The organism is Achromobacter sp. RT286_PF, from assembly GCF_059760425.1.
Map to the genome: position 1 here is coordinate 22,066 of NZ_JCBAMR010000012.1, position 26,716 is coordinate 48,781.

Annotated in this window: 25 protein-coding genes; 17 read left to right on the forward strand and 8 right to left on the reverse strand. The window is 65.5% G+C overall.

From position 1 onward, the window contains the following. Window positions 1–32: 32 nt before the first annotated feature. Both AC6LJY_RS12060 and AC6LJY_RS12065 read right to left on the reverse strand, forming a co-directional pair. Window positions 33–1,631: a methyl-accepting chemotaxis protein gene (locus AC6LJY_RS12060; RefSeq protein WP_120153536.1), complete on the reverse strand. Its 1,599-nt coding sequence runs from the start codon at window positions 1,629–1,631 to the stop codon at window positions 33–35. A 146-nt stretch (window positions 1,632–1,777) separates the two neighbouring features. Continuing rightward, window positions 1,778–3,196 (reverse strand): MFS transporter, encoded by a 1,419-nt coding sequence (locus AC6LJY_RS12065; RefSeq protein ID WP_104144885.1) that lies wholly within the window; start codon window positions 3,194–3,196, stop codon window positions 1,778–1,780. A 431-nt stretch (window positions 3,197–3,627) separates the two neighbouring features. Here AC6LJY_RS12065 and AC6LJY_RS12070 point away from each other — a divergent pair, with 431 nt between their 5' ends. The 4 genes from AC6LJY_RS12070 (at window position 3,628) to AC6LJY_RS12085 (ending at window position 8,290) form a co-directional block, all read left to right on the forward strand. Continuing rightward, a complete protein-coding gene (locus AC6LJY_RS12070; protein ID WP_046805579.1) occupies window positions 3,628–4,131 on the forward strand; it encodes a Csu type fimbrial protein in 504 nt (167 codons plus the stop codon). An 11-nt stretch (window positions 4,132–4,142) separates the two neighbouring features. Beyond that, on the forward strand, window positions 4,143–4,856 hold the full coding sequence (locus AC6LJY_RS12075) for a fimbrial biogenesis chaperone (protein ID WP_498136024.1): 714 nt from the start codon (window positions 4,143–4,145) through the stop codon (window positions 4,854–4,856). Between the two features lie 87 nt (window positions 4,857–4,943). Further along, window positions 4,944–7,253 carry a fimbria/pilus outer membrane usher protein gene (locus AC6LJY_RS12080; protein WP_498136025.1) on the forward strand — a complete coding sequence of 770 codons (2,310 nt, stop codon included), beginning with the start codon at window positions 4,944–4,946 and terminating at the stop codon, window positions 7,251–7,253. Then, window positions 7,253–8,290, forward strand: a complete 1,038-nt coding sequence (locus tag AC6LJY_RS12085; protein ID WP_223264939.1) for a Csu type fimbrial protein — start codon at window positions 7,253–7,255, stop codon at window positions 8,288–8,290. The genes AC6LJY_RS12080 and AC6LJY_RS12085 overlap by 1 nt, the downstream gene beginning before the upstream one ends. A gap of 7 nt (window positions 8,291–8,297) precedes the next feature. Here the strand turns inward: AC6LJY_RS12085 and AC6LJY_RS12090 are convergent, their stop codons facing one another. Beyond that, window positions 8,298–10,427 (reverse strand): site-specific recombinase, encoded by a 2,130-nt coding sequence (locus AC6LJY_RS12090; RefSeq protein WP_498136026.1) that lies wholly within the window; start codon window positions 10,425–10,427, stop codon window positions 8,298–8,300. A 16-nt stretch (window positions 10,428–10,443) separates the two neighbouring features. Next, complete coding sequence (locus AC6LJY_RS12095; RefSeq protein WP_498136027.1) at window positions 10,444–12,135, reverse strand: MFS transporter; 1,692 nt, start codon at window positions 12,133–12,135, stop codon at window positions 10,444–10,446. Between the two features lie 556 nt (window positions 12,136–12,691). Between AC6LJY_RS12095 and AC6LJY_RS12100 the strand changes: the two genes are divergently transcribed. Then, the gene (locus AC6LJY_RS12100) at window positions 12,692–13,123 is read left to right on the forward strand and encodes a ribosomal maturation YjgA family protein (protein ID WP_046805583.1); all 432 of its coding nucleotides are present in this window, start codon (window positions 12,692–12,694) and stop codon (window positions 13,121–13,123) included. Window positions 13,124–13,239: 116 nt separating this feature from the next. On the opposite strand, the gene AC6LJY_RS12105 is transcribed toward AC6LJY_RS12100, so the two are convergent. Next, window positions 13,240–13,455 (reverse strand): hypothetical protein, encoded by a 216-nt coding sequence (locus AC6LJY_RS12105; RefSeq protein ID WP_052946040.1) that lies wholly within the window; start codon window positions 13,453–13,455, stop codon window positions 13,240–13,242. A 236-nt stretch (window positions 13,456–13,691) separates the two neighbouring features. Here AC6LJY_RS12105 and AC6LJY_RS12110 point away from each other — a divergent pair, with 236 nt between their 5' ends. From AC6LJY_RS12110 to AC6LJY_RS12125, 4 genes are all read left to right on the forward strand, one after another. Further along, on the forward strand, window positions 13,692–14,423 hold the full coding sequence (locus AC6LJY_RS12110) for an iron-containing redox enzyme family protein (RefSeq protein WP_006226804.1): 732 nt from the start codon (window positions 13,692–13,694) through the stop codon (window positions 14,421–14,423). Window positions 14,424–14,496: 73 nt separating this feature from the next. Next, window positions 14,497–14,796, forward strand: coding sequence for a 2Fe-2S iron-sulfur cluster-binding protein (locus AC6LJY_RS12115; protein ID WP_498136028.1), 300 nt, complete (start codon window positions 14,497–14,499; stop codon window positions 14,794–14,796). Window positions 14,797–14,800: 4 nt separating this feature from the next. Then, window positions 14,801–15,127, forward strand: a complete 327-nt coding sequence (locus AC6LJY_RS12120; protein WP_104144851.1) for a ferredoxin — start codon at window positions 14,801–14,803, stop codon at window positions 15,125–15,127. Further along, window positions 15,124–15,483, forward strand: a complete 360-nt coding sequence (locus AC6LJY_RS12125; RefSeq protein WP_104144850.1) for a 2Fe-2S iron-sulfur cluster-binding protein — start codon at window positions 15,124–15,126, stop codon at window positions 15,481–15,483. The genes AC6LJY_RS12120 and AC6LJY_RS12125 overlap by 4 nt, the downstream gene beginning before the upstream one ends. A 114-nt stretch (window positions 15,484–15,597) precedes the next feature. Here the strand turns inward: AC6LJY_RS12125 and AC6LJY_RS12130 are convergent, their stop codons facing one another. Together AC6LJY_RS12130 and AC6LJY_RS12135 are read right to left on the reverse strand one after the other, a co-directional pair. Next, complete coding sequence (locus tag AC6LJY_RS12130) at window positions 15,598–16,323, reverse strand: GntR family transcriptional regulator (RefSeq protein ID WP_046805637.1); 726 nt, start codon at window positions 16,321–16,323, stop codon at window positions 15,598–15,600. A 79-nt stretch (window positions 16,324–16,402) separates the two neighbouring features. Then, entirely contained in the window at window positions 16,403–17,146 is a 744-nt protein-coding gene (locus AC6LJY_RS12135) for a sulfite exporter TauE/SafE family protein (protein ID WP_498136029.1), read from the reverse strand. 224 nt (window positions 17,147–17,370) lie between these two features. Here AC6LJY_RS12135 and AC6LJY_RS12140 point away from each other — a divergent pair, with 224 nt between their 5' ends. The 4 genes from AC6LJY_RS12140 (at window position 17,371) to AC6LJY_RS12155 (ending at window position 22,108) form a co-directional block, all read left to right on the forward strand. Continuing rightward, complete coding sequence (locus AC6LJY_RS12140; RefSeq protein ID WP_104144848.1) at window positions 17,371–18,903, forward strand: hypothetical protein; 1,533 nt, start codon at window positions 17,371–17,373, stop codon at window positions 18,901–18,903. 230 nt (window positions 18,904–19,133) lie between these two features. Next, complete coding sequence (locus AC6LJY_RS12145) at window positions 19,134–20,567, forward strand: aldehyde dehydrogenase family protein (RefSeq protein ID WP_485858713.1); 1,434 nt, start codon at window positions 19,134–19,136, stop codon at window positions 20,565–20,567. 32 nt (window positions 20,568–20,599) lie between these two features. Then, window positions 20,600–21,079 (forward strand): GlcG/HbpS family heme-binding protein, encoded by a 480-nt coding sequence (locus AC6LJY_RS12150; protein WP_104144846.1) that lies wholly within the window; start codon window positions 20,600–20,602, stop codon window positions 21,077–21,079. Window positions 21,080–21,091: 12 nt separating this feature from the next. Beyond that, a complete protein-coding gene (locus tag AC6LJY_RS12155; protein ID WP_498136030.1) occupies window positions 21,092–22,108 on the forward strand; it encodes a 2Fe-2S iron-sulfur cluster-binding protein in 1,017 nt (338 codons plus the stop codon). A gap of 64 nt (window positions 22,109–22,172) precedes the next feature. On the opposite strand, the gene AC6LJY_RS12160 is transcribed toward AC6LJY_RS12155, so the two are convergent. Beyond that, entirely contained in the window at window positions 22,173–22,610 is a 438-nt protein-coding gene (locus AC6LJY_RS12160; RefSeq protein WP_104144844.1) for a universal stress protein, read from the reverse strand. 222 nt (window positions 22,611–22,832) lie between these two features. On the opposite strand from AC6LJY_RS12160, the gene AC6LJY_RS12165 reads away from it, so the two are divergent. The 4 genes from AC6LJY_RS12165 to AC6LJY_RS12180 all read left to right on the forward strand — a co-directional run bounded on the left by AC6LJY_RS12165 (window position 22,833) and on the right by AC6LJY_RS12180 (window position 26,666). Continuing rightward, a complete protein-coding gene (locus AC6LJY_RS12165; protein ID WP_046805592.1) occupies window positions 22,833–23,048 on the forward strand; it encodes a TOBE domain-containing protein in 216 nt (71 codons plus the stop codon). A gap of 144 nt (window positions 23,049–23,192) precedes the next feature. Continuing rightward, window positions 23,193–24,635, forward strand: coding sequence for a DUF3300 domain-containing protein (locus AC6LJY_RS12170; protein WP_498136031.1), 1,443 nt, complete (start codon window positions 23,193–23,195; stop codon window positions 24,633–24,635). A gap of 4 nt (window positions 24,636–24,639) precedes the next feature. After that, entirely contained in the window at window positions 24,640–25,512 is an 873-nt protein-coding gene (locus tag AC6LJY_RS12175) for a DUF2950 family protein (RefSeq protein ID WP_082134531.1), read from the forward strand. 173 nt (window positions 25,513–25,685) lie between these two features. Further along, window positions 25,686–26,666, forward strand: a complete 981-nt coding sequence (locus AC6LJY_RS12180) for a YncE family protein (RefSeq protein ID WP_082134523.1) — start codon at window positions 25,686–25,688, stop codon at window positions 26,664–26,666. The last annotated feature ends 50 nt before the right edge of the window (window positions 26,667–26,716 follow it).

Genomic DNA, 26,716 nt, shown 5'->3' on the forward strand with positions numbered 1-26,716 from the left:
GTTGCGATTGCGAGCGCGGCCCTGCGCCGCGCTCAGGCTGCGATGGCGATGTGCCGTCGGTCTTCGATCAAGGTCGGCAGCCGGAACGCGCTGACGGCGCCTTGCAAACGTTGCGCCTGGTTTTCCAGCGACGTGGCGGCGGCCGCGGCTTCTTCGACCAGCGCGGCATTTTGCTGCGTCACCTGGTCCATCTGATTGACGGCGGTGTTGACCTGATCAATGCCGGTCACCTGCTCTTGCGAGGCGGTGGCGATGTCGTTGACCAGCAGCGTCAGCCGCTCGATGGTGTCCAGGATTTCTTGCATGGTGCGCCCGGCCGTTTCGACCTGGGTGGACCCCGCCTGCACGGTGGCGCTGGAGGCCGATAGCAATTGCTTGATCTCTTTGGCCGCGCCCGCGCTGCGCTGCGCCAGCGACCGCACTTCCGCCGCCACCACCGCGAAGCCCTTGCCCTCTTCGCCCGCGCGCGCGGCCTCGACCGCGGCGTTCAGCGCCAGGATGTTGGTCTGGAACGCGATGCCGTCGATCACGCTGACGATGTCTTCGATACGCCCCGAGTCCTGCGCGATTTCGCGCATGGTGCTCACGGCTTCCTTCACCGCCATGCCGCCGCGCTGCACGACCTGGCTGGCCACAACCGCCATCTGGTTGGCCTGGCGCGCGTTCTCGGCGTTGCTGGTCACCGTGGACAGCAGTTGCTCCATGCTGGCGGCGGTTTGTTCCAACGAGGCCGCCTGCTGTTCGGTGCGGCTGGACAGGTCCTGGTTGCCGGCGGCGATTTCGCTGGAACCCGCGTTGATCTCGACCACGCCTTCGCGCACGGCATGCACGGTGCGCACGAGGCTTTCCTGCATGTCTTGCAGGTACGGGATGATCTGGCCCACGCAGTTGCGGCCGTAGGGTGCCAGCGGCGTGGTTAGGTCGCCGCTGGCGATGCGGCGAAAGTGCGCCTTGATGGTTTCCAGGGGACGCCGCACGAAAATCACCACATAGCGGTCGCCCAAGGCCAGCAACAGCAGGCAGATCGCCAGGACGATACCCATGCCGGTGTAGGCTTGCCGGCGCTTGGCGGCGGCGTCTGCCCACAGCTGCGTTTCGCGGTCCTTGGCGTAGGCCTCGTAGTTTTCGATGCTTTTGCCGAACGCGCGGCTGGCGCTCACGACGGCCCCGGCCGCATGTTCGCGTGCGCGTTTGACGTCGCCGGCTTCCAGGTGTTGGCGCTGCACGGCGATGCCGCCATTGACCAGCGCGTCGAAGCCGGCCTGCATGGGTTGCAGGATGGCGGCGGGCGCGTCGTCGCGGGCAAGTTCGATGAAGATGGCCTGCTGCTTGCGGGCTTCGTCCAGCGCGGCGTCAATGCTGCGCCCTTCTTCCGCTGCCTGGGCGGTTTTGCCCTCGGCCGCGTATTCCAGTTGCCGGGACAGCCGCAGCCGTGCGCGCATGATTTGATCGTTGACCCGAGACAGGGCTGAGACTTCGTGAAGCAGTTCGCTACTGTCGGCAAGCGCTTCCCCGGCGCTGCGCAACCCGTTGACGCTGATGGCTGAAAGTCCGATGACCAGTGCACTGATGGCAAGCAGGGTGCACAGGATGAGGCGCCGGATGGTGATGTCTTTCAAAAACTGTGTCATGCGTGTCGTCCCAAATACAGCGAGTGCTGCATAGACAACAACGACCCCGCTGCCGCGATATTTAGCGACTGTTGCACAACTTACGAATATGTCTGGCCATTCGACGAATATGTCGATAAATACCGCAACAATCTTGCGACTTGGCGTTATTTCGAAGGGTGCGGCGTGGGCGCCTGCATGGGTTCGGACGCGTCGAAGCGCAGACGCGAAAAGCTGGCGATGCAGGCTAGCGCCGCGCATAGCCCGCCCAGCCACAACGCCGCCACCGCGCCATGGGTCGTGGACACGTGAAAACAGGCCGCCACCAGCGCCGCCCCGGTCGCCTGGCCCAACAGCCGCACGGTACCGATCATGCCGCTGGCGCCGCCCGCTCGCGAAGCCGGGGCGGACGTCATGATGGCGCGCAGATTGGGCGATTGGAAAAACCCGAAGCCCGCGCCGCAGATGGCCATGCGCCAGCAGATGTCCCAGACCGTCGGGGCGGCGGGCAGCAGCGCCATCAGCACCATCCCCAGCGCCAACATGGCCAGGCCGACGCCGCCCAGGATGCCCGCCGGATACCGGTCGGACAAACGGCCCGCGATGGGCGCCATGATGGCGACCACGACGGGCCACGGCGTGATCAGGAAGCCGGTGTGGACCTGGCTATAGCCCAGCACGGTCTGGAACATGAAGGGCAGGGACACGAAGGCCAGTGCCTGCGCGGCGAACGCGCACACGGCGGTGGCCGCCGACAGGGCGAACAGCGGGCGGCGCAACAGGTCCACGGCAAGAATGGGCGCGGGGTGCCCGGCTTGCCGACGCATCAGCAACCACAGGGTGGCAACGGCGCCGCCCCATTCCAGCGTGACGCGCGGCCATGGCGCAGCGTGCGCCAGTTCATTGGAGCCCAGTACGAACAGCCCCAGCGTCAGCGCGCAAAGGGTGGCGGCGATGCCGTCAAAGCCATGCGGCGCGCGCGCGGTTTCCGGCAGGCCGCGCAAGCCCAGCACGGCGGCCAGGATGCCGATCGGCACGTTGATCAGGAACAGCCAGTGCCAGGAGCCCAGCAGCAGGATGGCTGACGCGGCGGTCGGCCCGGCGGCGAACGACAGGCCGACCACCATGGCGTTCAGGCCCAGTCCACGGCCCAGCATCGAAGACGGATAGATGAAGCGCAGCAAGGCGCCGTTCACGCTCATCACGCCTGCCGCGCCCAGCCCCTGCAAGATGCGCGCGACCACCAGCGTGGGCAGCGACGGCGCCAGCCCGCAGGCTAGCGACGACAAGGTGAACACCACCAAGCCCACCATGTACACCCGACGATGGCCCAGGATTTCACCCAGCGCGGCGGCGGGCAGCAAGCCGGCCACCATGGCCAACTGATAACCGCTGATCACCCAGATCGACCCGGCATCGCTGGCTTGCAGGTCGCGCGCAATGGTGGGCAGCGCCGTGTTGGCGATGGCCGTATCCAGGCTGGCCATGCACACCGCCAACATGACGGCCAACAAGGCGCCCAGGCGTTCCGAGGCGGGCAGGCCGGCGCCGGCCGGGTAAACGGTATTGCGTGAGAACGGGAGCATGGGCGTCAGGGAGGGCGTGCGGGCGGACGTGTCCGGCATCAGGAGCACTGATTCTAATGCGGCATCGGGATTCAACGCTTGGTCAGCCAGCCGCCCCGCGCATCGGTAATCAAACTGATGCCGGCGATCGACCATGCCAAATAATCGCCGAGGCGTCTCGGGATTAATACTTGCTGCATGTGCTGAATATCCGGAGAGTCACATGCAGAAACGAAATTCAGCGCGTATTTACAACGAAATGTATGTCCGAGAAATCGGCCGATTTTCATAGGGAAAGTCTCGCAACGCCACCGCTGCGTTGCATTCCATTTTGTCGCAATGGGCAAAATGCGCAGGCGAATTTGAAACTATTCTGCTTGGGTATGCGATATTGCACGTACGATTAATTTCGATTTTCTTGATGGTGCAACTATTTGGGTGGGAGGTTTCCTATGAAGCGCTTGTCCTTGTATGTAGCAGCGTTGTCCGCGTGCGGCGTGGGTTTACCGGGGGTGGTAAATGCGCAAGCCGGTCCCACCGCGAATTTCAATGTCACGCTGACCATTACCGCCAACTGCGTGATTGCCGCGAATAATCTGGCGTTTGGCACCCACGGTGTGTTGAATACCGCGATAACCGGCAATACCACGCTGAACGTCACGTGCAGCAATACCACGCCATATACCGTGGGCTTAAGTTCCGGCACCGGCACCGGTTCCACCGGCACGACGCGGTTTATGCAAGGCACGGGCTCCAATACCGCCACGGTTGCGTATCAGCTGTATCAGCCGAATAGCCCCACCGTTGTCTGGGGCGACGCCCAGGTAGCGGACCGGGTGGGCGGCGTGGGCAACGGCAGCGCGCAGGCACTGGTTGTCAACGGCACGGTGCCGGTGCAAACCACCCCGGCGCCAGACACCTACTCTTCCACGGTCACTGCCACGGTCTACTTCTAGTGCGCGCCCTGATGCGTACGCTGCCGGCGGCCGTGTCGGTGCTGTGCCTGGCGGCGTGGACGCCGGGCGCGCTGGCGGCGGCCTTGCAGATATCGCCGGTGCTGGTGGAGCTTGCGCCCCAGCAGGGGGCCAGCGCCGTCATGCTGCGCAACCCGGGCGCCACACCGATCTACGGTCAGGTGCGCACCTATCGGTGGGACCAGGCCAATGGCGACGATGTCTTGACGCCCACGGAAGATATCCAGGCCAGCCCGCCGATCATCCAGGTGCCGCCCGGCGGCGAGCAACTGGTGCGGCTGGTGCGCGCCTCGCGCGAACTGGAGCCGGTGCAGCGCAGTTACCGCGTCATCATCGACGAGATCCCCGACCCTTCCACCCCCGGCATGAACGGCGTGGTGTTGCGCCTGCGATATTCCGTGCCGGTGTTCGTGGCGGGGGCGGCGGCGTCGCCGCAACCCGAGCTGGCCTGGCGCGTTGCCAAAGAGGGCGACGCCTGGGTGTTGCTGTTATCGAACACCGGCTCGCGCTACGCGCAAGTCGCGGCGTTGCAGATCGTTAACGGGGCGGGCAAGACGGTGGCGAAAGTCGACGGGTTGCTGGGCTACGCATTGGCGCAGCGCGCCCGTGAATGGCGGATTCCCGCAAAGCAGGCCGCGCCAGGCCCGGTGCGGATCAAAGCCCTGATCAATGGTGACGACGTCACCGTCGCCCCGCGCATCGAATGACCGCGCATCGCGCGCGGCTGCGCGAGGGGCAATGACGAGGAAGGCCAGTCCATGGCAGTACGCGCTTGTCTTGGGCGGGGACGACGCATGTGGCGGCTTGCACTTTGCCTGCTGTGCGCGCCGGCAATGGCGGCGGACCCGCCCGACCAACTGGTGTCTTTCGGCAATATCGCCGAGCGTGATGTGTATCTGGAGGTCAGTATCAACGGCGTCAATACGTCCCAATTGATTCGGTTTCGCGACGTGCAAGGCCGGCTGTCGGCCAGCGCGGGCGCCTTGCGGTCGGTGGGTGTGGACCTGTCCACGCTGGGCCTGCCGGACGGCCGCGATATCGCGCTGGATAGCATTGCCGGCGTGCGCTACGCGTACCGGACGGCAGAGCAATCGGTGGACATCCAATTGCCCGACTCGTTGCGCGTGCCCTATGAAGTGGGCGCGGCCGGGGCCACGCAAACGCCGCCGGCCACCTCCGGGCGCGGGCTGCTGCTGAACTACGACGCGTATGCGCAAACCGATTCGCTTTATCGGCTGGCGCTGTTTACCGAGCAGCGCTACTTCGATCCGACCGGCCTGTTCAGCAATACGGGCACGGCGTATCTGGGCGGCGCGGCGGATCGCTACGTGCGCTATGACACCTTCTGGACGCGATCAGACCAGCAGACGATGCGCACGCTGCGGCTGGGCGACACCATCACGTCGTCGTTGAACTGGTCGCGTTCGGTGCGAATGGCCGGCGTGCAATGGGGCCGGAACTTCGCGCTGCGGCCCGACCTGGTGACGTTTCCCGTGTCGTCGTTGAGCGCATCGTCGGTGGTGCCCTCGTCCGTTGCGCTGTACGTCAATGGCGTCCAGCAGTTCTCCGGCAACGTGCCGCCCGGGCCCTTTGTGGTGAACCAGATTCCGGGCATCACGGGCGCGGGCCAGGCCACGCTGATCACTCGCGACGCGCTGGGCCGCACGGTGACAACCTCGGTGCCGCTGTATATCGATACGCGCATGCTGGCGTCCGGCCTGTCCAGCTGGTCGGTGGAAGCGGGCTTTGTGCGCCGCCAGTTCAGCGTGCGCTCGTTCGACTATGACGACAAACCCATGCTGACCTCGTCAGGGCGCTACGGGGTCAGCGACGACCTGACCGTGGAAGGGCACGCGGAAGCGGGCGCCGGCCTGGCCAACCTGGGCGCGGGCGCCTTGGTGAAGCTGGGGCAGGCGGGCGTGCTGAGCGGGTCCGTGGCGGGCAGCGCGGGCAGCTATTCCGGAGGCCAGATCGGCCTGGGGTACCAGTACGTGCGGCCAAGCTTCAGCATCGATATGCAGGCCACGCGCGCGCTGGGCGATTACGGCGACCTGGGTTCGCGCGAAGACGCGCCGGTGCCGCGCCAGACCGAACGCGTCACCGTGTCCCTGCCCCTGACCAGTGCGCAAAGCGTGGCGTTGAGCTACATCGGCTATCGCATGCCGCAGGTGCCGGCGGCAAAGCTCGGGTCGGTGTCGTACACGGTCAATCTGCACAGCCGGGTGGTGCTGACGGCCAGCGCCTACAACGATTTTGCCGAGGACGGTTCGCGCGGTGTCTACCTTGGCCTGTCGCTGATGCTGGGCGATCGTACGCAAGCCACCGCATCGGCAGGTCGGCAGGCCGGGCAGGACACCTACAGCGTGGGCGCGCAGAGCAGCGTGGCGTACGAAGGCGGCTGGGGGTGGGCGTTGCAGAACGGGCGGTCGGGCAGCATGCAATACAACCAGGGGCAGGCCCAGTTTCTGGGCCGCTACGGCCAGCTGACGGGCATCGTGCAGGACTATGGCGGCACGACGACGGCCGCCGCGCAGGCATCCGGGTCGCTGGCCATCATGGACGGCGCGGTGCTGCCGTCGCGCCGCATCAACGACAGCTTTGCGCTGGTCTCCACCGACGGCGAGCCCGATGTGGCGGTGCTGCACGAAAACAGAAAGTTGGGCAGGACGAACCGCAGCGGCTATCTGTTGGTGCCGGACTTGAATTCCTATCAGACCAATCGCCTGGCCATCGACCCGGAGGACCTGCCCGTGGACGTGAAGCTGGACACCACGAAGGCCGTGGTGGTGCCGCAGGCGGGCGCCGGGGTGCTGGCCAAGTTCCAGGTGGAAAAGTACGCGGCGGCCTCGGTCATCCTGCAATTGCCGAACGGCGCGCCGGTGCCCGTGGGCGCCCAAGTCGTGCAGGTGGAAAGCGGCAAGCGTTCCGTGGTGGGATACGACGGAATTGCGTTCGTGGAAGACCTTCAGGCCAGTAACCAGCTACGGGTGCGTGGCGCTGGCGTATCTTGCCTGGTGGACTTCGATTACGTGCGCGACGAAGAACACCCGCTGCCAACGTTGGGGCCGTATCCGTGCCGGCCGCTGCAAGGAGCGCGGCCGTGATGGCGCGGCGGCGCGGCATGGGGCCGACGCAGGGGGCGGCGCGGTTGCCGCTGCGCTGGCTGTTGTTGTCCGCCAGCGCGGCGTTGGCCATGGCCTATGGCAGCTTGGCGCAGGCCAGTTCCTGCACGTTGGGCGCGGGCACGACATCGACGATGGATTTCGGCGCGGTCAACCCGCTGCTGCCGGCCGATACCGTCAACGATAGTGGGCAGGTCACGGTGACCTGCACCTTTACCGCCCTGGGCCTGTTTGCGCGCGTGTGCTTCAACCTGGGCCTGGGCAATACCAGTACGTCGAACAACCCGCGTACCTTGGGGGCCGGCACGAACCGGATGAACTACAACCTGTACACCAACACCGCGCGCACGCAGGTGTGGGGCGCTTCGACCAGTTCCGGCCCGACATCGGTATTGCTGACCGGGCCGCTGTTGGTTCTGGGCGGGCCGGTGTCGACCACGTTCAAGTTCTACGGCAAGGTGCCGGGCAACCAGCCGCTGGTCTCGACGGTAAATAACGCCAACACGACGTATTCCGAAACCTACCCCAACACGGCTACGGTCGACGTGTTGTTCGGCCTGGGCGCATTGGGCAATTGCCCGCTGTCCACGGTCACGCAGCGCATCTCCATTCCGTTGACCGTGACGGCGCAGGTACAGAAAAATTGCACGATCAACGCGACGGATCTGGCGTTTCCGCCCAAGGGGGTGTTGAGCACAGCGGCCACGGCCACCAGCGCCATCACCGTCAAGTGCACCAACAACAACGCATTTTCGATCGCGCTGAACGGCGGTTCGGTAGCGGGCAACGTGCTGGCGCGCAAGATGAAGCACGCGACGGCGGCCGACACGGTCAGCTATCAGCTTTATCAGGACAGCAGCTACGCCACGATTTGGGGCGACGCTTCGGGCGGCGCCCCGCGCGTGGGCACCGGCACGGGCGCCAACCAAACGTTCACGGTGTACGGCCGGGTGCCGCCCCAGCCTACTCCCCGGCCGGGTAACTACAAGGACGTTGTCACCGCCACCATCACGTTCTGACGCCCGCCTAGGGGGTGGCCGTGGGCGTGGGGGCAGGCCGTGGCTTGACGGGCCAGAACAAGGTGGCGGGCCGTTGCCAGATGCGTTGGCGCACGCCGGCAGATAGCGAATCGCGGTCGCGGCGGCGCAGGTCGCGTGAACGCAGCGCGACGTTGAATGCCAGGGCGAAGCTGACGCCGACGTTCAGAATGCCGGTCAGCGCCGTGCCCGCCACGGCCAGCCAGAAAATCTGTGTGTGCACCACCTGCCAGCCCAGCGTGCCGATCACCGTGCCAAGCTGTCCGGCGCTGAGCGTCACGTGGCGCACTTCGACGTGCGGCCCGAAGAAGCCCACGATGGCCGGCCCCAGGCCCAGCATCAGGCCCAGCGACACGTTGCCGGCGATGCCCGAGATGTTGCGTTGCCAGAAGCCCGCCCAGCGCGCCGCGCCGCGTTCGCCCAGCAGGTGCCGCGCGCGCCGGTTATAGGCCATGACGTCGTGCACGCGATGCAGCGCGAACCAGTTGTCGGCCCAACCCGCGATCAGGCTGGACAGCCACAGCAGCACGCCGGTAGCGGCGGCGTACAGCGGGGTCGGCCCCCAGGCCGAAAACGACGCCAGTGTTTCCTGCGCTTTCTCGGCGTTGATCAGCGGGCGGTCCAGCGCGTTGAGCGCAATCCACTGCACCGCCCATGCCAGCGGAAACACCACCGCCAGGTTGCCCAGGATGGCGGCCGCGTTGGACCGGATCATGGCAAGCGTGTCGTCCAGGAAGGCGTCGCGGCCTTCGGGCGTGTAGGCGTCGTCCAGGCGGTGGGCCAGCGCGGGGCCCGTCATCGCGGGCTGCTTGGTGGCCAGCGTGAAGTGGGCGAAGTGAATGACGAGAAAGCCGCCCGCATAGTTCAACGAGGCCAGCAGGCCCTCGATGAACTTGTCCAGATGCAGCGACACGATAAAGAACTTCAGATAGACGGTGAACACCATGACGAAGCCGCCGCCCAGCGACGCCTTGAGCATCGTCAGATATTCCACCGTGTCGCGCGCGATGTAGTGTTCGCCGGTCTCGGCGGTGCGCTCCATGACGCGCCGCGCCAGCTGCGCGAAGGACAAGGCGGCCAGGTGGCGGATGCTGCTGCGCGCCTGGGTGGACCGGATCAGCTCGGCGGTCAGGTGCACGAACTTGTGGCGCTGGGTGGGGTCCACCCAGACGCCAAGCAGCAGTTCGATGCGGGCCAGGCGCAGCTTCATGCGTTCAATCTGGAACACGACTTCGACGGATACGCCGTTCTTTTCCAGCTCGTCGTAGACGCCTTGCGTGGCGGCGCGGCAACTGTCCAGCAGCGCGCGAAACACGTTCAGGCGGCGGCCGAATACGTCGCGCGGCGTGGCGGGCGTGGTCGCGCAGAGCTCGGCGGATGCGGCGGCCAGGGCGAAGAAGGGCGATTCTTCAACCCGACCGGGCAGGCGTGTGCGGATGTCCTGGCTCAGGCCGGTCGCGCGCACTTGGCTGACCAGCACCTGGATGCTGCTGGTCAGCGCCTGCTCCAGCCTGGGCGATAGCGGTTCGGCGCCGGTGGCGTCGCGGTGTTGCGGCAGATCGGCCGCGTGCATTGCCGCGTCCTCGCCCGCGCGATACAACGCCCGCATGCGTGCCAGTGTGTCGTCATCCAGGGATTCGATCCAGGCCGCGTCGCCGGTGCGCCGGAAGATCAGCGAGAACAGGCCGAACATGTCGGGGCGATTGGGCGGGGGCGGCAACATTCGTGCTTGCGCGCGGTCCCAGAATTCGCCCCAGAACCCCGGGTGTGAGGCCACGCCCGTGTCGCACAGCAATGACGTCGGGTCGTTATCGGCCACCAGCGAGCGCAGCGTAGCGGCCACGCGCGCGGCGCGTTCGGGGTCGCGTTCCAGCACCTGCAATACGTAGCGCAGGCGGGCGTGCTGCGGGTGGTGCGTGGTGGGGAGCGTGGCGGCGCGCGGGGCATCTCCCACGGCGGCGGCCGGTGGGCTGGGGCGATCCAGCCAGCGGCACAGGTCCACTATCCACATATTGCGGTCGGCCAGCGGCGCGCCGGGGTCGGCGCTGGCCAGGATGACGTCCAGCTGCGGGCCGCCGTGCCGCGCGGCCCGCCAGTTGCGCCAAAGGGATGTCAGCATGGGCGGGCCTCGCGATTCAGGGGGCTTCGGGGTGTCGGCGCAAGGAGAACCCTTGCGCTTCATTCATGGCCTGGTAGCTGACATTGCGCGACACCACCGGCGGCTTGTCGCCGCCATGCAGGGCCCGCACTTCGTCCAGCACCATCTTGTCAGCCAGCGTCATGCGGTCGATCATGCGCAGGTACTGCATCCAGCTTTCCACCAGGAACACTTCGCGCCACACGCCTTCGCGCTCCAGGTCGCGAAACAGCTGCCACTGCTGCGCGCCGTTGCGCAGGCGCAGCAAGCGCAAGGGGTGCGCGGCGGCAATCAGCGCGCGCAGTTTTTCGTGATTGATCTGGTATTCCACCGCAACCAGCACGGCGCCATGCTGCGTGTTGAAGCCGGCGGCGGCCATGGCGGGCTCGGCGTTGTCCACGCGGGCGAGCGACTGCGTGTCCAGCTGTTCGGGCAAGCGCGAGCGGTACAGCAGCGCCACGGTGATGCCCAGCATGATGCCCGCCGTGGTCAGCGCGCCGGACACGCCCATGGTGCCCGCGAAGTGGCCCCACATGAACGAACCCGCCGCCAGCCCGCCAAAGATCGCGGTCTGGTAAAGCGCCAGGGATCGCGCCTTGACCCAGTCGGGCACCAACATCTGCACCGTGGTGTTGTAGGTGGCCAGCACGCCGATCCAGCAGCTGCCCGAGACCAGCAGCGCCGGAAACGCCACCCACAGCGTGTGGGTCAGGCCCAGCGCCGCCAGGCACACGGCCAGCAACGCGGCGGCCACGGTGACCAAGCCGCCCGCGCCCCAGGCGGCCTGCACGCGCCGCACCACGGCGCTGCCCAGGATGGCGCCCACGCCCAGCGCGCCCAGCATGTAGCCGTAAAGCAGCGCGCTGCCGTCCTCATGTTCATGCGCCAGCAGCGGCAGCAAGGCCCACAACGCGCTGGCGGACAAGCCAAATGCAAACGAGCGCAACATCACCACGCGCGTCACCGTGGAATGCTGCGTGTAGCGCAGCGCCGCGACGACGCCTTCCAGCAAACCTTCGGGGGGCAGGCGACGTTCGGGCAGTTCGCGCTGCCAACGCCAGATGGCCCATACCAGGGCGCCGTAGCAAACGCAGTTCAGCAAAAAGACCCAGGGGGCGCCCATGGCGCCCAGCAACAGGCCGCCGATGGCCGGGCCGACCGCGCGCGCCACGTTGTAGTTCACGCTATTGAGCAGCACGGCGCTGCCGACGTGTTCGCGTGGGACCTGTTCGCCCACTGCCGCCTGCCACGCCGGGGTCACGATGGCGCTACCGATGGCGATGCAGAACACCGAGGCGATCAGCGTGATGGGGTGCAGCAGCCCGGCAAACGCCAGGATGGTGATAAAGACGCCGCCCGCCAGCTCCATGAGCATGCCGGTCAGCATGACCTTGCGGCGGTCGTAGTTGTCGGCCAGCACGCCGGTCAGGATAGACAGCGCCACCAGCGGAAGCGCCGCGGCCACCTGGATCATGGCAACCATCAACGGGCTGCTTTGCTCGGTGGTGATGATCCAGGCGGCGGCGACGGATTGCGCCCAGGTGCCCAGATTGGCGAACAGGTTCGCGATCCAGATAATGCGGAACGCGGGAAAGGCGAATGGGGAAAGCGTGCTGACGGTCAGGGGCGCGGCAGGCGCGGCGGGCGCGTTCGGCGGCAGATCGGCGGAGGGCGAGACGGGTTGGAGCATAGGGGCTCGGGGGCGCGTCTTGGTCTGCCCGGAAGGCCGGGCGTTGCACGGGTGATCAATGGTACGCCTGAATCGGGGCCGCCGTGCAAGAGGCCCGGGCAGTGGATAACACTGTGGGTAAGCCGGTGGATTTGCGGTGGACAGCCGGGGGATAAGCGGTGGACAACGCGGGATAACTTTGCGAGGCGGCCGGCGAATGGCGGCGTTGCAGAGCGCATTGCGGCACGGCTTGACCGCGCCGTCGAGAGCGCGGTGGTGTGACCATGGCGCCGGGATAACTTTTAGTGACGCATGAAAGGCTGCTGTTTCCGGGTTTTCCCGGGGATATCGAGTACGCTGCCCGGGGTCCGGTTGCCGGCCCTCTTTTCTTGGATCTCGGGCTGCCTGCCTGCCGCCGGGGCCGGCTTCTGCCTGCTACCGGCTATCGGCTGTGCGTGTGTACTGTGCGCTGTCTGCTGTCTGCTGTCTGCTATGCGCTTTGTACTGCGTGCTTTGTACTGCCTACTGCTTGCTGCGTGCCCGTGCTTGTTACTAGCTTCTAACTGCTTCTTCTCCCATGACCCTGACTTTCAACGGGCGCGCGTTCGCCGCCCTGCTTGCCGTTACCGCGCTGCTGGCGCTGATCGCCTTGTATGGCGCGCCGTACCCGTTCCTGCGCGGGTTCCTGGGCGATGTGATCGCGGTGGGCTGGGCCTACCTGGTGTACCGCACGTTCATCCGCGCGCAGGTCTTGCCGCTGGCGATTGCGGCGCTAGTGACGGGGTATGCGGTGGAATTCGGTCAGTACCTGGCGCGGCTGTACGGCTGGCAGTTGCAGCAGCCGGTCTTGCGGGTCGTGCTGGGCAGTGTGCCCGACTGGTGGGACGTGCTGGCCTATACCGTGGGCTTCGTCGTGGTGTTGCTGCTGGCGGGCGCTAACCAGCGCCGCCAACACGCCGCGTCGCTACAGGACGCGCGCCTGCGTGCAAGCTTGCGCGCGCGCCGCTAGACGGACGCCGGGGCACCGGCCCGGGCGTGGCACCCCGGCGGGATGACCGACCGCTTCAGCAGCGTCCGCCCCGGCACATCACAAGCCCGGCCTTGCCGGCCGGGCTGCCAAGACCATTACCCGGCTTGATACATCGGCTCGTCGTCGTTACGACGGGCCGCGGGTGCTGCCGGGCGCAGCGGTTGCAGGCGTGCGTTGCGGAAAGGCGCGAACAGTTCGGCCCAGGACTTGGGCAGCAGCGGCGTGGCGTGGCGCACCGCATCGCGGCGGGCGTAATGCGCCAGCAGCTGCTGGCCGATGGGAGCGTCTCCAAGAGGATGGCGGGTATTCATGGTATTTCCGTATTGCATTGAAAGTGTATTCATTGTACTAGCGGCGCCCCGCATCGTCCAGTTCGCTTGCCGCGCCTGTTGTGCGCCGTCAACTCGTTGATATCAAGGGTCTGCCCCTTTTTTCCCTGGGTTTCTCCGGGATTGCCCTAGCAGTCCAAAACAGTAGACGGTATACAATGTTCTTCATGCCCGGGCTAAACCAGCCTGGAATCCCTCCCACTGGACTGGAGCGCGTCATGGCAGAACTGATGAACCGAGATGAATTCCGTACCGCGTTGGAAAACGCGATCAAGGGCAAGAGCGCCAACGCGTCGCCCTTTTCCATAGCCTGGGCTGAAGGCAAGCTCAGCCGCGAGCACCTGTCGCGCTGGGCCGAGAACCACTATCACTATGTCGGTCCGTTCGCGGATTACCTGGGATACCTCTACGCCCGTACGCCCGATACCTACACCGAAGCCAAAGACTTCCTGCTGGCCAATATGTACGAAGAGGAAATCGGCGGCGACCGCCATACCGATCTTCTGATCCGTTTTGCCGAAGCCTGCGGCACCACGCGCGAACGCGTCACCAACCCGGACAACATGTCGCCCACCACGCGGGCGCTGCAAAGCTGGTGTTATGCCGTGGCCATGCGTGAAGACCCCATCGTGGCCGTCGCCGGGCTGGTCGTGGGCTTGGAATCCCAGGTGCCGTCCATCTATCGCAAGCAGACGCCGACGCTGCGCGAAAAGTACGGCTTCACCGATGAAGAAGTGGAGTTCTTCGACCTGCACATCGTGTCGGACGAGATCCACGGCGAACGCGGCTATCAGATCGTGCTGGAACACGCCAACACGGTCGAGCTTCAGCAGCGCTGCCTGAAAATCTGCGAAATCGGCGCCCAGATGCGTTTGCTGTACACCACGGCGCTGTACACCGACTACGTGCAGCACGAGATCAAGCTGCCCGAACTCGGCCTGGCCGCCTGATTCACACCCGGCATTTATCGGGGCGCGCTGCATCGCTGGCGCGCCCCACCCGCAGCTCCAGGACGACAGACTCATGCCTACCGTTGTATTTCATAAAGGCGACCAGACCTATACCGATGTGGTCAAGGACAACACCAACCTGGTGGTGCGGGCCGGCATCAAGCAGTTTCCGTATCCGCATCTGCGCTACGAATGCGGCATGGGCAAGTGCGCCAAGTGCGCGTGCCGAGTGCTGGCCGGCGCCGAACATCTTCCCCCGGTGAACTGGAAGGAAAAGAAGCAACTGGGCGACCGCATCGACCAGGGCTACCGGCTGGTGTGCCAGCTGTGGTTGAACCATGATGTTGAACTGGTTCAGGACGCGGAGGCATAACGCGATGGACGCCTCCTACGTGATCCTGACGACCAAGCCCGGCGTGTTCCACACAGACGTGGGCGCCGATGTCGACATCATCGAAACCTACGACTACGTCTTCTACGGGCGCACGCTTGCCGTGTTTCGCATTGCCCGGCTGCACGGCGAGACGCGCCTGATCGTCACTGAAGACACGCCGCCTTACGTCGTCAACCGTGTGCCGTCCAAGTTCCTTGAAAAATTCTCGTCGGTCGAGGCCGCCCGCAAGGAACTTGCGCACCTGACGCGATTCGGCAGCATGGAATCCACCTTGACGCTGCGGCCCGCCGCCGCTGTTGCAGAGCATTGACACCCATGGTTCAGATCACATTTCTATCGAATGGCGGCAAGGTTGCCACCGCGCCCGAGAACAGCAACCTGCTGCGCGTGTCGCTCAAGGAAAAGGGCGGCATTCCGTTCAAGTGCGGGGGCGGCTTGTGCGGCACTTGCAAGTGCCGCATCGAAGAGGGGCTGGAGAACACCGACGCGGTCAAGCCGAAAGAGCGCAAGCATCTGCGCCCCGAAGACTTTGAAGCCGGCTACCGCATGGCGTGCCAGACATTTGTGAACGGCGACGTCAAAGTCTCGTGGGTGGTGCAGAACGGCAAGGGGGTGGTGGTGGGCGTGGGCGCGGACCCGGTCGACGCGCCGGTGCCCTCCGCCTGAAGCTAAGGAGTGACGCGCGTCGCAGCGTCGGCTGCGAGCGCACATTGTCCAGGTTTCACAGGCGTATCCCAGCCCGTAAAAAACCGCGGCGCCGCGTTGATTTTGCGCGCCGCGTTAATCCGCCGCGTCGTGGTGCTGTTGTTGTTGCTGCGTGTCCGTGTATGCCTTGGCCGCGTTGTGCACGTGCTGGCTGGCCAGCAAGGCGGCCAGGTCGCCGTTGCCGGCAATCACGGCATTCAGAATCTGCGAATGCTCATCCCAGTTGGCCTTGGCGCGGTGCATGTTGCTGGGCGCGAACAGCAGCGCCGTGCGATCGCGCAGCGACCGCATCAAATCCGTCAGCACCACATTGCCGCCTATGGTGGCCAGCATTTCATGAAACTGCGAATTCAGCGCCAGGAACTTGTCCAGCTGTTCACTGCGCGCGGCTTCCGTGCCTTCGCGCAGAAAGGCCTGCAAGCGTTCCACCGTCTTGGCATCGCGCCGCTGTGCCGCCAGCTTGGCATTGAGCCCCTCCAGCGTGGCACGCACTTCCACCATGTCATAGGCCACGGCGTCCGACAGCACGGATACCGAGGCGCCGCGACGCGGCTCGATGGTGACCAGCCCTTCGGCGGCCAAGGCGCGCAAGGCTTCGCGCACGGGGATGCGCGAGACGCCCATTTCTTCAGATAGGCGGCCTTCAACCAGGCGGTCTCCGGGGGTGAATTCCCCGCTAAGAATGCGTTCGCGCAGCTTGTCGCGGATCACGGCGAACAACTGAGGATGCTGCTCGCCAATCTTCAGCGGAGCGGAAGACTGCGTTTCAGCGGCTTGCGGGCTGACAGGCGAAGTGGTCATGGCGAGCATGTGTGGATTAATGGATACAGTCTCCATTGTATTACCGGGTGTAGCAAGGTGCCGTGGCAAAAAGCGCGCATCAGTTGCCCCAAAAGGCCTTGACCAGCACGCCCACCGCGCCCAGCGCGCATGCGGCAAGCAGAACGACGCGCACGGCGTGGGGCGGCAGCAGCGTGCGCAACCGGTTGGAGACCGCAAAACCGGCCAGCAGAAACGGCGCCAGGCTTAGCGCCAGACCGACGTGATAGCCGGTGTACCGCTTGGCCAGCGCCAGCATGGCAAGCGAAAAGATCGACCCCAGGAACAGCACCACGCCCAGCGTGGCGCGCAGCTGAGGCGGCGCCGTGTGTTGCAGCACGATGGCGATCGGTGGGGCCCCCACCGAAGTCATCGTGCCCATGATGCCCGAGGCCACGCCGGCGCCGGACACGCGCCCCGGCGTGGCGGTAAAGCGCAGCCCCGCCGCGCTCAGGCCCACCGCGATCAGGATCATGCCGGCGAACAACACGCCCAGCGTCTGCGGCGCAAAGCGCGCCATGGCGTAGATGGCGATCAACGTGCCTACCGCACGGCCCACCAGCGCATACGACACCGACGACCAATCGATGCAAGCCCGTTCGCGTAGCGCCGTCAGCAGCGAAATGAAGCCGCCCAGCGTCAGCAGCGGGCCGGGGGCCAACTGCGGGAAGAAGATCGCCGCCACCGGTGCGGCAAACATGGCGAAGCCGATGCCGCCCACGCCCTGGGCCACCGCCGCACCGAACACCACCACGGCCATCGCGGCGTACTGCCAAAGATCGGGGTAAGGCAAGGTCGCTGGCATGGGCTACAGCCTTTTATGTATACGATAGTCAGAGAGGGAATTTTGTCACGCTTGGACCGGGCGGCAAAACCACGGGTATTCCCTTGTTTTTACGCCGTTATTCATCCATTTTTCAGAATTATCGGTTTCCCTAGGCGCCGCATATTTCGATTGGTATGGCGCACAACGAAATATAGTATACCGACTGTGGCGATCCAACAGCCACGTCACAAGGGGAATCACGCATGCAAGCGGACGTTGTGCTCACAGCTGCTCACTGGATGTATTTGATCAGCGTGGCCGCCATCATCCTGACGATGATTTTGCGGGCCAATGTGGTGGTGCCATCGGTGATTGGCACCTTTCTGGTGGTGCTGGCCATCACCGGCAATCCGATCAGCGCGCTGATCGGTATCTTCTCGGCCAGCTTCGTGGCCGCCAAGGAGTTGTTCAACATCTTTCTGGTCATCACGTTCATGACCGCCCTGCTCAATTCCCTGAAGACGCTGCAGGCGGACGTGCGCATGGTGCAGCCGTTTCGGCGCATCATGCGGGGCGGGCATTCGTCGTTCATCATCATCGCCCTCTGTACGTATGTGATCTCGCTGTTCTTCTGGCCGACACCCGCCGTGCCGCTGGTGTCCGCCATCTTGCTGCCCGCCGCCATCGCGGCCGGCCTGCCGCCGCTGGCTGGCGCCATGGCCATTGCCATCGCCGGGCAGGGCATGGCGCTGTCGTCGGACTACGTGATCGGCGTGGCGCCCAGCATCAGCGCCAAGGCGGCGGGCGCGGCCGTCAGCGCGGCGGTGGTGGCCGACCGTGCGCTGGTGTTGTCACTGATCACCGGCGCCGTGGCGCTGGTAACGGCCTACCTGCTGATCCGCAAGCACATCGTGCCTGCCAACGCCGCGTTGCTGGATGCCTGGCAGGCGCGCGCGCAAGACGGCAGCCTGGCGCGAATCGAGCAGTCCGGCTCGTTCGACAAGGCCGAACTGGCGCGCGGCACCATGGGCGCCGACCCGGCGTTGCCGCAGGGCCCCGTCGTCAACGACGAAGAACGCCGCCGCGTGCGCTGGTCCAAGACCTTCGCCGTGGTGACGCCGCTGGCCTTCCTGGCGGTGATCGCGGTGATGGTCCTGCCCCGCCTGTTTCCGACGCTGCCCGCCCTGCGCGGCGGCGATGCGGCGGCGCTGGTGGGTGGCGTCGCTTTTGTCGTGATGATGCTGGTGACGCTGGCCGCCGAAGGGCCGCGCAAGATGCTGGACGTGTGCCCGGAACATGTGACGGACGGCTTTGTCTTCGCCTTCAAGGCCATGGGATCGGTGCTGCCGATTGCCGGCTTTTTCTTCATCGGCGCCAATGAAACCGCCGCGCAGATCCTGGGTATCCCGCAGGCCCAGGCCCCGGGCCTGCTGTTCGAAGTGATTTCGGCGGGCCAGCATCTGATTCCCGAAAACCACTTCCTGGTGGCGTTCGGCGTGTTGCTGGTGGGCATGATCACCGGCATCGACGGTTCCGGTTTTGCCGGCCTGCCATTGACGGGCACCCTGTCCGGCGCGTTGGGGCCGGTGGTGGGCGTGGACCCCGCCACGCTGGCGGCGGTCGGGCAGATGGGCGCTGTCTGGACGGGCGGCGGCACCTTGATCGCGTGGTCGTCATTGATTGCGGTGGCCGGGTTCGCCCGGGTCAACGTGCTGTCGCTGGTGCGGGCGTTGTTGCTGCCGGTATTGCTGGCGCTGTTCGTCTCGACGATCTGCGCGGTATTGATCTGGCGCTAGCCGTGCACAGCAGCTGATACCGACCCAAAGGGGCCCGCCGGGCCCCTTTTTCATGCCCGCTCGTTGGGGTTATCACGGATCGCTAGACGATGATTAAAGTATACAATGTTCACAGCTACCCGAAATGCCCGGCTTGACCGCCGAGCCGCTCGGTCTCTCTGGGCCACTCGGGCCACCCCCGTACCGGTAAAGGAAGCGCTTCCGTGGACGATCTTTCGCAGCAGACATTCATGAACCATATCGGCGGCGCCTGGGTGCCCAGCGCCACCGGGCGTACGGCGCCGAACATCAACCCGGCCGACACGCGCGACATCGTGGGCAACTTTCCCGTGTCGGACGCCGATGATGCGCGGCGCGCGGTGCAAGCCGCCGATGACGCCTTCGCCGCATGGCGCGACACGCCGATCTCGAAACGCGCCGCCATTCTGTTTCGCGCCGCCCAGTACCTGGAAGACCACGCTGACGCCTTTGCCCGCGAATTGACCCGTGAAGAGGGCAAGGGCCTGAACCTGGCCAAGGACGAAGTGCTGCGTTCGGCGCAGACGATCCGCTTCTACGCGGTTGAGGGCCAGAGCTTTACCGGCGAAACCTTCGTCAACGACGACCCGGACATGGTGGTCTACAGCCAGCGCGAGCCGCTGGGCGTGGCCGCGGTGATTTCGCCGTGGAACTTTCCGATTTCCATTCCTGCCCGCAAGATCGCGCCCGCGCTGATCGCCGGCAATACCGTGGTGTTCAAGCCGTCATCCGACGCGCCGCTGTCGGGCTACCGCCTGACCGAAGCGTTCGTGCAGGCGGGCTTGCCCGCGGGCGTGCTGAATCTGGTGATCGGGCCGGCAGGTGCCGTGGGCGCGGCCATCACCGGCGCGCCGGCCGTGCGCGCGATCTCATTCACCGGTTCGACGGCCGCGGGCGAACAGATCCACCGCAGCGCCGGGCTGACCACGCGCACGCAGATGGAATTGGGCGGCAAGAACCCCTTGATCGTGCTGGCCGACGCCGACCTGGATCGCGCCGTGGACCTGGCCGTCAAGGGCGGTTTTTCGTTAAGCGGCCAGGCCTGCACCGGCACCAGCCGCGTGTTGGTCGATGCCAAGGTGCGGCAGGCGTTCACCGATAAGCTGGCGGCGCGCATCCAGGCGCTGACCATCGGCAATGGCCTGAAGGGCAACTTCGACCTGGGCCCCTTGGCCACCCGCAAGCAGCTGGACAACGTGTTGAGCTACGTGGCGATCGGCAAGCAAGAGGCTACGCACCTGTGCGGCGGCGACGTGCTTGCCGGCCCCGATTTTGACCACGGCTATTACGTCACGCCCGCGCTGTTCACCGATGTGACGCAGCAGATGCGCATCGCCCGCGAGGAGATCTTCGGGCCGGTCATCGCACTGATTGAAGTCGACGGGTACGAGGACGCCATCGCCAAGGCCAACGACACCGAGTACGGCCTGTCCGCCGCCATCGCCACCACCGACGCGCGTTACGCGCACCGCTTCGCGCGCGACATCCAGGCGGGCACGGTCAAGATCAACCGCACCACCACCGGCAACCTGATCAATGCCCCGTTCGGCGGCTTGAAGCATTCCAGCACGTCCACGTTCCGCGAGTCGGGCCGGGTGGGCCTTGAGTTCTACACGCAGATCAAAACCATCTACCGCGCCGGCTGAGCGCGCGGCAAACACTGAAAAAGGCTACGAACATGAAACAGATCTACCGCCTGGAACTGGAAGAGGCGCGCCTGATGGTGCGCGCGGCCATCGCCAAATCCGAAGCGATCGGCGTGCTGGAATCCATTTGCATCGTCGATGACGGCGGCTATCCCATTGCGCTGGAACGCATGGACGGCGCCCGCATCACCGGCCCGCAGATCGCCTGGAACAAGGCGTTTACCGCCGCCGGGCACAAGCGTTCGACGCATTTGTTCAACACGCCGCCCAATGGCCCGGCGCTGCCCGGCAACGAAGCGTTCGGCATCCAATGGAGCTTTGACGGCAAGTTTGCCGTGTTCGTGGGCGGCTTCCCGATTGTGGTCAACGACGAGGTGATCGGCGGCGTCGGTCTGAGCGGCGGCAATGGCGAACAGGACACACAGGCGGGCCTGGCGGCATTGACGGCGTTGGCTGAACTGCTGGAGCCGCGCGGCATGAAAGTGCTGGTGCAGGCCGACATCAAGAAATAAGCGAGGCTTGCAATGGCATACCGCGTGCATATTCTTCAAACCGGCGAAGCCTTCGTCGCCGGCGCCGAGGAGTCCCTGTTGGAAGCCGCCGAACGCGCGGCGGTAAAGCTGCCGCACGAATGCACGTTCGGCGGTTGCGGCACCTGCCGCATCAAGCTGGAATCGGGCGCGGTGGGCTATGAAGAATTTCCGATGGCGTTAACGCCGGAAGAAGCGGCCGAAGGCTACGCGCTGGCATGCCAGGCGCGCGCACAAAGCGATCTTTGCATCAGCGTGGCCAGCAGCCGCCAGGTGTTTCCCGAGCCGCGCCGGCTGTCGGCCACCGTGCACGGCATCCATCCTTATACGGACGACATCCTGCACCTGACGCTGGCGCTACCCGACGGCCCGCTGGACTATGTGCCCGGGCAGTACATGAACGTGCTGCTGCCCGACGGTGAAACGCGCAGCTTTTCGATGGCGTCGGCGGTGGCGTCGGTGGACGGGCACGTGGATTTCCACGTGCGCCGCATTCCGGGCGGCCGCTATACCGACCAGTGGCTGGGCCAGGCGCAAGCGGGGGCGGCGTTGACGATCGACGCTCCGTTGGGGGTTTTCAGCTATCACGAGGAGGACTGGCGCCCGCTGATCATGGTGGCCACGGGCACCGGGATCGCACCGATCAAGGCCATCCTGGAATCGTTGCTGGACAAGGAAGACTGCCCGCCCGTCACCATGTATTGGGGCATGCGTACCCAGGCGGACCTGTACCTGCAAGACGAGATTGCGGGCTGGGCAGGGCGCCTGTATGAATTCAATTTCGTGCCGGTCCTGTCGCGCGCGGACGCAAGCTGGCAAGGCCGGCGCGGCCATGTGCAGGACGTTGTCCTGCAAGACCACGCAGACCTCTCGGAACACGCCATCTACCTATGCGGCGCACCCGCGATGGTGCAGAACGCAAAGCACCTGTTCGCCGGGCGCGGCGCCAGCCTGGACCATATCTACGCCGACAGCTTCACCTTCCAGCACGCGCTGGAACCGGCGGCGTGACGCCGGGCCCGGGGCCTTGATGCAGAGCCGGCCCTGGCCCCGACCCCGCCCGACCCGCGCCCACCTACCGAAACACCAGCACCGGCAAGCGCGTCTTGGCCAGCACGCGCTGCGTTTCGCTGCCCAGCAGAAAGCCGGTCATGCCGTGCCGCCCGTGCGAGCCCATGATGATCAGGTCGCAACCCTGCGTTTTGGCGGTTTCCACGATGGCCTCGTGCGGATGGTCGTTGACCATCACGACGATGTTGCACGGCACCAGCGCGTGTCGGGCCTCCATCTCAAGCCCTTCCAGGTAGCCTTCCGCGTTCTTGCGAGCCTGGTCGGTGTGATGCGCCTGTGTCGTGCCCAGCATTTCGGCCTGATAGACCAGCAGATGGTCTTCGGGAATGGCGCGAATGAGCGTGATGGTGGCGCCCATTTCCTTGGCAAAGACAAGGGCGCGCTTGAATGCCGATTCGGATAGCAGCGAACCATCCACGGCGATGAGCAAATGCCTGTACATGTTGCCTCTCCTTTAGGAAAAGGAATGTCGAGCAACGGCGAAATCAGTATAGGCCTGCCGTTGCGCGCTATCCAGTCCCGCGAAAGGAGGATGCGAAGGGGACGTTACGCGCGCCCGCCCCACCGGCATAACGTCATGCCGACTAAGTATTTTTCCGCATCCGAACAGGGTGAAAGAATGCCTCTTCGCCTTTCACCTTTCCACCTCAGGCCGGGACCCTTCATGACTATTCAATCCATCAACGCCCGCAACCAGTTTCGCGGCAAGATCAAAGAGATCATCCTCGGGCCGGTCGTGTCCGAGGTCGACGTGGACACCCCCGCCGGCATCGTCACGTCGGTGATCACCACGCGTTCCGTGAAGGAACTGGACCTTCAGGTGGGCACCGAGGTGCTGGCATTCGTCAAGGCGACCGAGGTGTCCGTCGCGAAGCTATGAATTCGCCGCAGCGAATCGGCCGCGCTGATCGGCCGTACTGAAAAATATTCCCTTGCCCCGGCGTTAGGCATATATTGTCATCGCGATATCCGGCAGTTCCCTCGTGGCTTTCAGCTTCATGCGTTGCCTCACGGAGAACGGTTCATGCGTCGACTGCAAGGGTGGTTCATTGGCTGGTTGTGCCTGGGGCTGGCGGTCTGTTTGCCGGCGGTGGCCCAAACCCAGCTGGACAAGGGGCAGTTGGATCAGTTGATGGCGCCGGTGGCGCTGTACCCTGATTCCTTGCTGTCGCAAATCCTCATGGGGTCCACGTACCCCGACGACATCGCCGCCGCGGCCAAATGGTCGGCGGCCCATACCTCGGAATCGGGTGACCAGGCGGTCAAGGCCGTCGAGGCCGAGCCCTGGGATCCCAGCGTGAAATCCCTGGTGGCGTTTCCGTCCGTGATGGACATGATGGGGCGCCAGCCGGACTGGGTGAAATCCGTGGGCGATGCCTTCCTGGCGCAGCCCGATGCGGTGATGGATTCCGTGCAGCGCTTGCGTACGCAGGCACAAAAGGCGGGCAACCTGAAAAGCACGCCACAGCAGACGGTCACCTCCAGCACCACGAACGAAAAGACCGTGGTGGTGATCCAGCCCACCGATCCGCAAGTTGTCTACGTGCCCAGCTACAACCCCAGCGTGGTGTACGGGGCCTGGGCCTATCCTACCTACCCGCCTTATTACTACCCGCCGCCGCCGGGGTCCGTTTTTGGGACGGCACTGGTGTCGGGCATCGGCTTCGGCCTGGGGGTGGCGGCCGTCAATTCGATGTGGGGCGGCTTTGACTGGGGACACAACGATGTCGATATCGATGTGAACCGGTACAACAACATCAATGTGAACCAGCGCATCGACAACGCCCGTAACAACAACGTGTCGTGGAAGCACAACCCTGAAAATCGCGGCAATACGCCGTATGCCGATTCGGCCAGCCGGCAGCGTTTTGACAGCCAGCGCCAGGCAGGCGTGCAGAACCGGCAATCCGGCCAGCGAACGGGTCAGGGGCAGGGCGCGCGCGCGGCCGGCGCGGCGCCCGCTGCCGGTTCCCGCGAGGCGGCACGTGACCGCGCGGCGCAATCGTTTGAAGGGCGTACCGGACAACCCATCGCCGGCCATGGCGACGCCGGCCGTGGCCAGGGCGCCGCCAACCGGGGCGGCCAGGGCGCGGCGGGCCGCAGTGGCGAGGGCGCGGCCAACCGGGGGCAGGATCGCGGGCAAAACCGCGCGCAGAATCACTCAGGCGCCGGCACCGGCGGACAGGGCGCAGGCTCGCACACGCCCCGTTCGTCCAGCGTGTCCACCAACGATCGCCAGGCCGCGGCGCAACGCCAGCGCGCGGACGAATCGGCGGCTCGCGATCGCGCCCGGACAACGAACACCAGCAACGCGTTAAGCGACGCGGGCAACGGCGACCGCATGCGCCAGCAAAGCCACCGTAGCGATATGAATCGCGGCGGGGGCGGGGGCGGTGGTCAGCGGGCAAGCGGCGGCGGCGGGCATCGAGGCGGTGGCGGTGGCGGCCATATCGGCGGCCGGAGGTAGCACCATGAACAAGGGAGCTTTCATGACGAATGCCTGGGTTCGTGCGCGCGCGCTGGGCGCCGTGTCGCTGTTGGCGCTTTGCGTTGCCGCGCCGACGGCCGCGCAAAGCGTGTATCCGACCGCGCAGGCCGCGGCTGACGCCTTCACCGACGCGCTGGCCACCAGCGATTCATCGGCCATGGCCAAGGTGCTGGGACCCAATCACAAACAGCTGGTGCCGGGCGGCGTCTCGCAAGACGACATCTATCGCTTCCTGTCGGCGTGGGCAAAAAAACATGAAGTCATCGCCGATGGCGGCCGTTCCTGGCTGGCCGTGGGCGATTCTGGCTGGACGATGCCCGTGCCTATCGCCCAGGTCGGCAAGGGCTGGCGCTTCGACCCGGTGGCGGGCAAGGCCGAACTGACCCGCCGCGCGATCGGCCGCAACGAACTGGCCGCCATCGAGACGCTGCAACAGCTGCAAGCGGCCCAGACGCGGTATCAACAGGGCGTGGGGCAGGGCCGCTATGCCAGCCGCCTGATCAGCCGCCCCGGTGCCATGGACGGCCTGTACTGGCCCGAAGTGCCGGGCGCCCCGCCCCAGGCGTTTGGTCCCGATGCGCTGGCGATGGGCCCCGAGGTGCCGGCCGAGGACGCGTATTTTGGTTATCGCTACAAGATCCTGCCCGGCTCCGAAAGCACGGCTTACCGCATTGTTGCGTGGCCCGCGCGATACGGGCAGACCGGTATCGGTACCTTTGTGATTGGGCCGCAAGGCGGGGTGTTGGAGTCTGACCTGGGGCCGGCTTCCGCCAGCCGCGCGCAGGCGCTGCGGGAACGCGATATCGCTGCCGGCGCGTGGGTGGACGCCGACGCGCAACCCGTTGGCGCCAAATGACTTTTTGGCATTTCGGGGGCAGGGCCGGCGGGGATGTTGCCAAGTCGCAACAGGCGCAAGCGAATGCCGCCAAAGCCCCGCTTGTTGCCCTTTTGAAAGGTGGCTGTGCCTAAAATGGCGAGCACTGGGATCGGTGCCCGATCCTCTTTTGCCGGACCTTGAAATTGAACCCCTTGCATTTTGTCCGCTACGCCCTGGCCGGCGTAGGGATGGCGCTTAGCGCAGCGGCGGCATCCGCCCCGATTTTCGTCCTGAATTCCCTGGACGCCAACGTCAGCATCGTCGACCCGGTGTCCTACAAGGAACTGCGCCGGGTGCCTACCGGCAAGGAACCGCACCACCTGTATCTGACCCCCGACGAAAAGTCGCTGATGGTGGCCAACGCCACGGGCAACACGATCACGATGATGGACCCGAAGACGGGCGAAGTGCAGCGCACGCTGACCGACATCGTCGACCCCTACCAGTTGCAGTTTTCGCCGGACATGAAGTGGTTCGTCACGGCCGCCAACCGGCTGGACCACATCGACATCTACGCGTGGCAGCCGCAGCAAAAGGGCGCCGAGCTGAAGCTGGTCAAGCGGGTGCAGGCGGGCAAGACGCCCAGCCACATCATGATCGACAAGACCAGCACGACGGCCTACGTCACCTTGCAGGACAGCGACCAGCTGATCGCCATCGACCTGGCGACGCAAACGCCCAAGTGGACGGTGTCGGTGGGCAAGACGCCGGCCGACGTGTTTCTGACGCCGGATCAAAAGACCCTGCTGGTGGCGCTGACGGGCGATTCCTTCGTGGAAGCCTATGACGTGAGCAAGGGCCCGGCCAAGCTGGTCAAGCGCATTCCCACCGCTGCGGGCGCGCACGCGTTTCGCGCGCAGGGCGACAAGCGCCACCTGTTCGTCAGCAACCGCACCGCCAATTCCATCAGCCGCATCGACATGCTGTCGCTGACCGTGACCGACACCTTCGCGGTGCCGGGCGGCCCGGACTGCATGGATGTGCTGGCCGATGGCAAGACGCTGCTGGTGACCTCGCGCTGGGCGCGCAAGTTGACGGTGGTGGACCTGGAGCAGAAAAAGGTCGTGAACCAGGTCCCGGTGGGCAAGTCGCCGCACGGCGTCTGGACGCTGAACCATGCGCCGACCCGATAGGGGGGGCTACCCTCCCCACGCTGCGCCCGCTGCGCCCGCTGGCGTGCGCT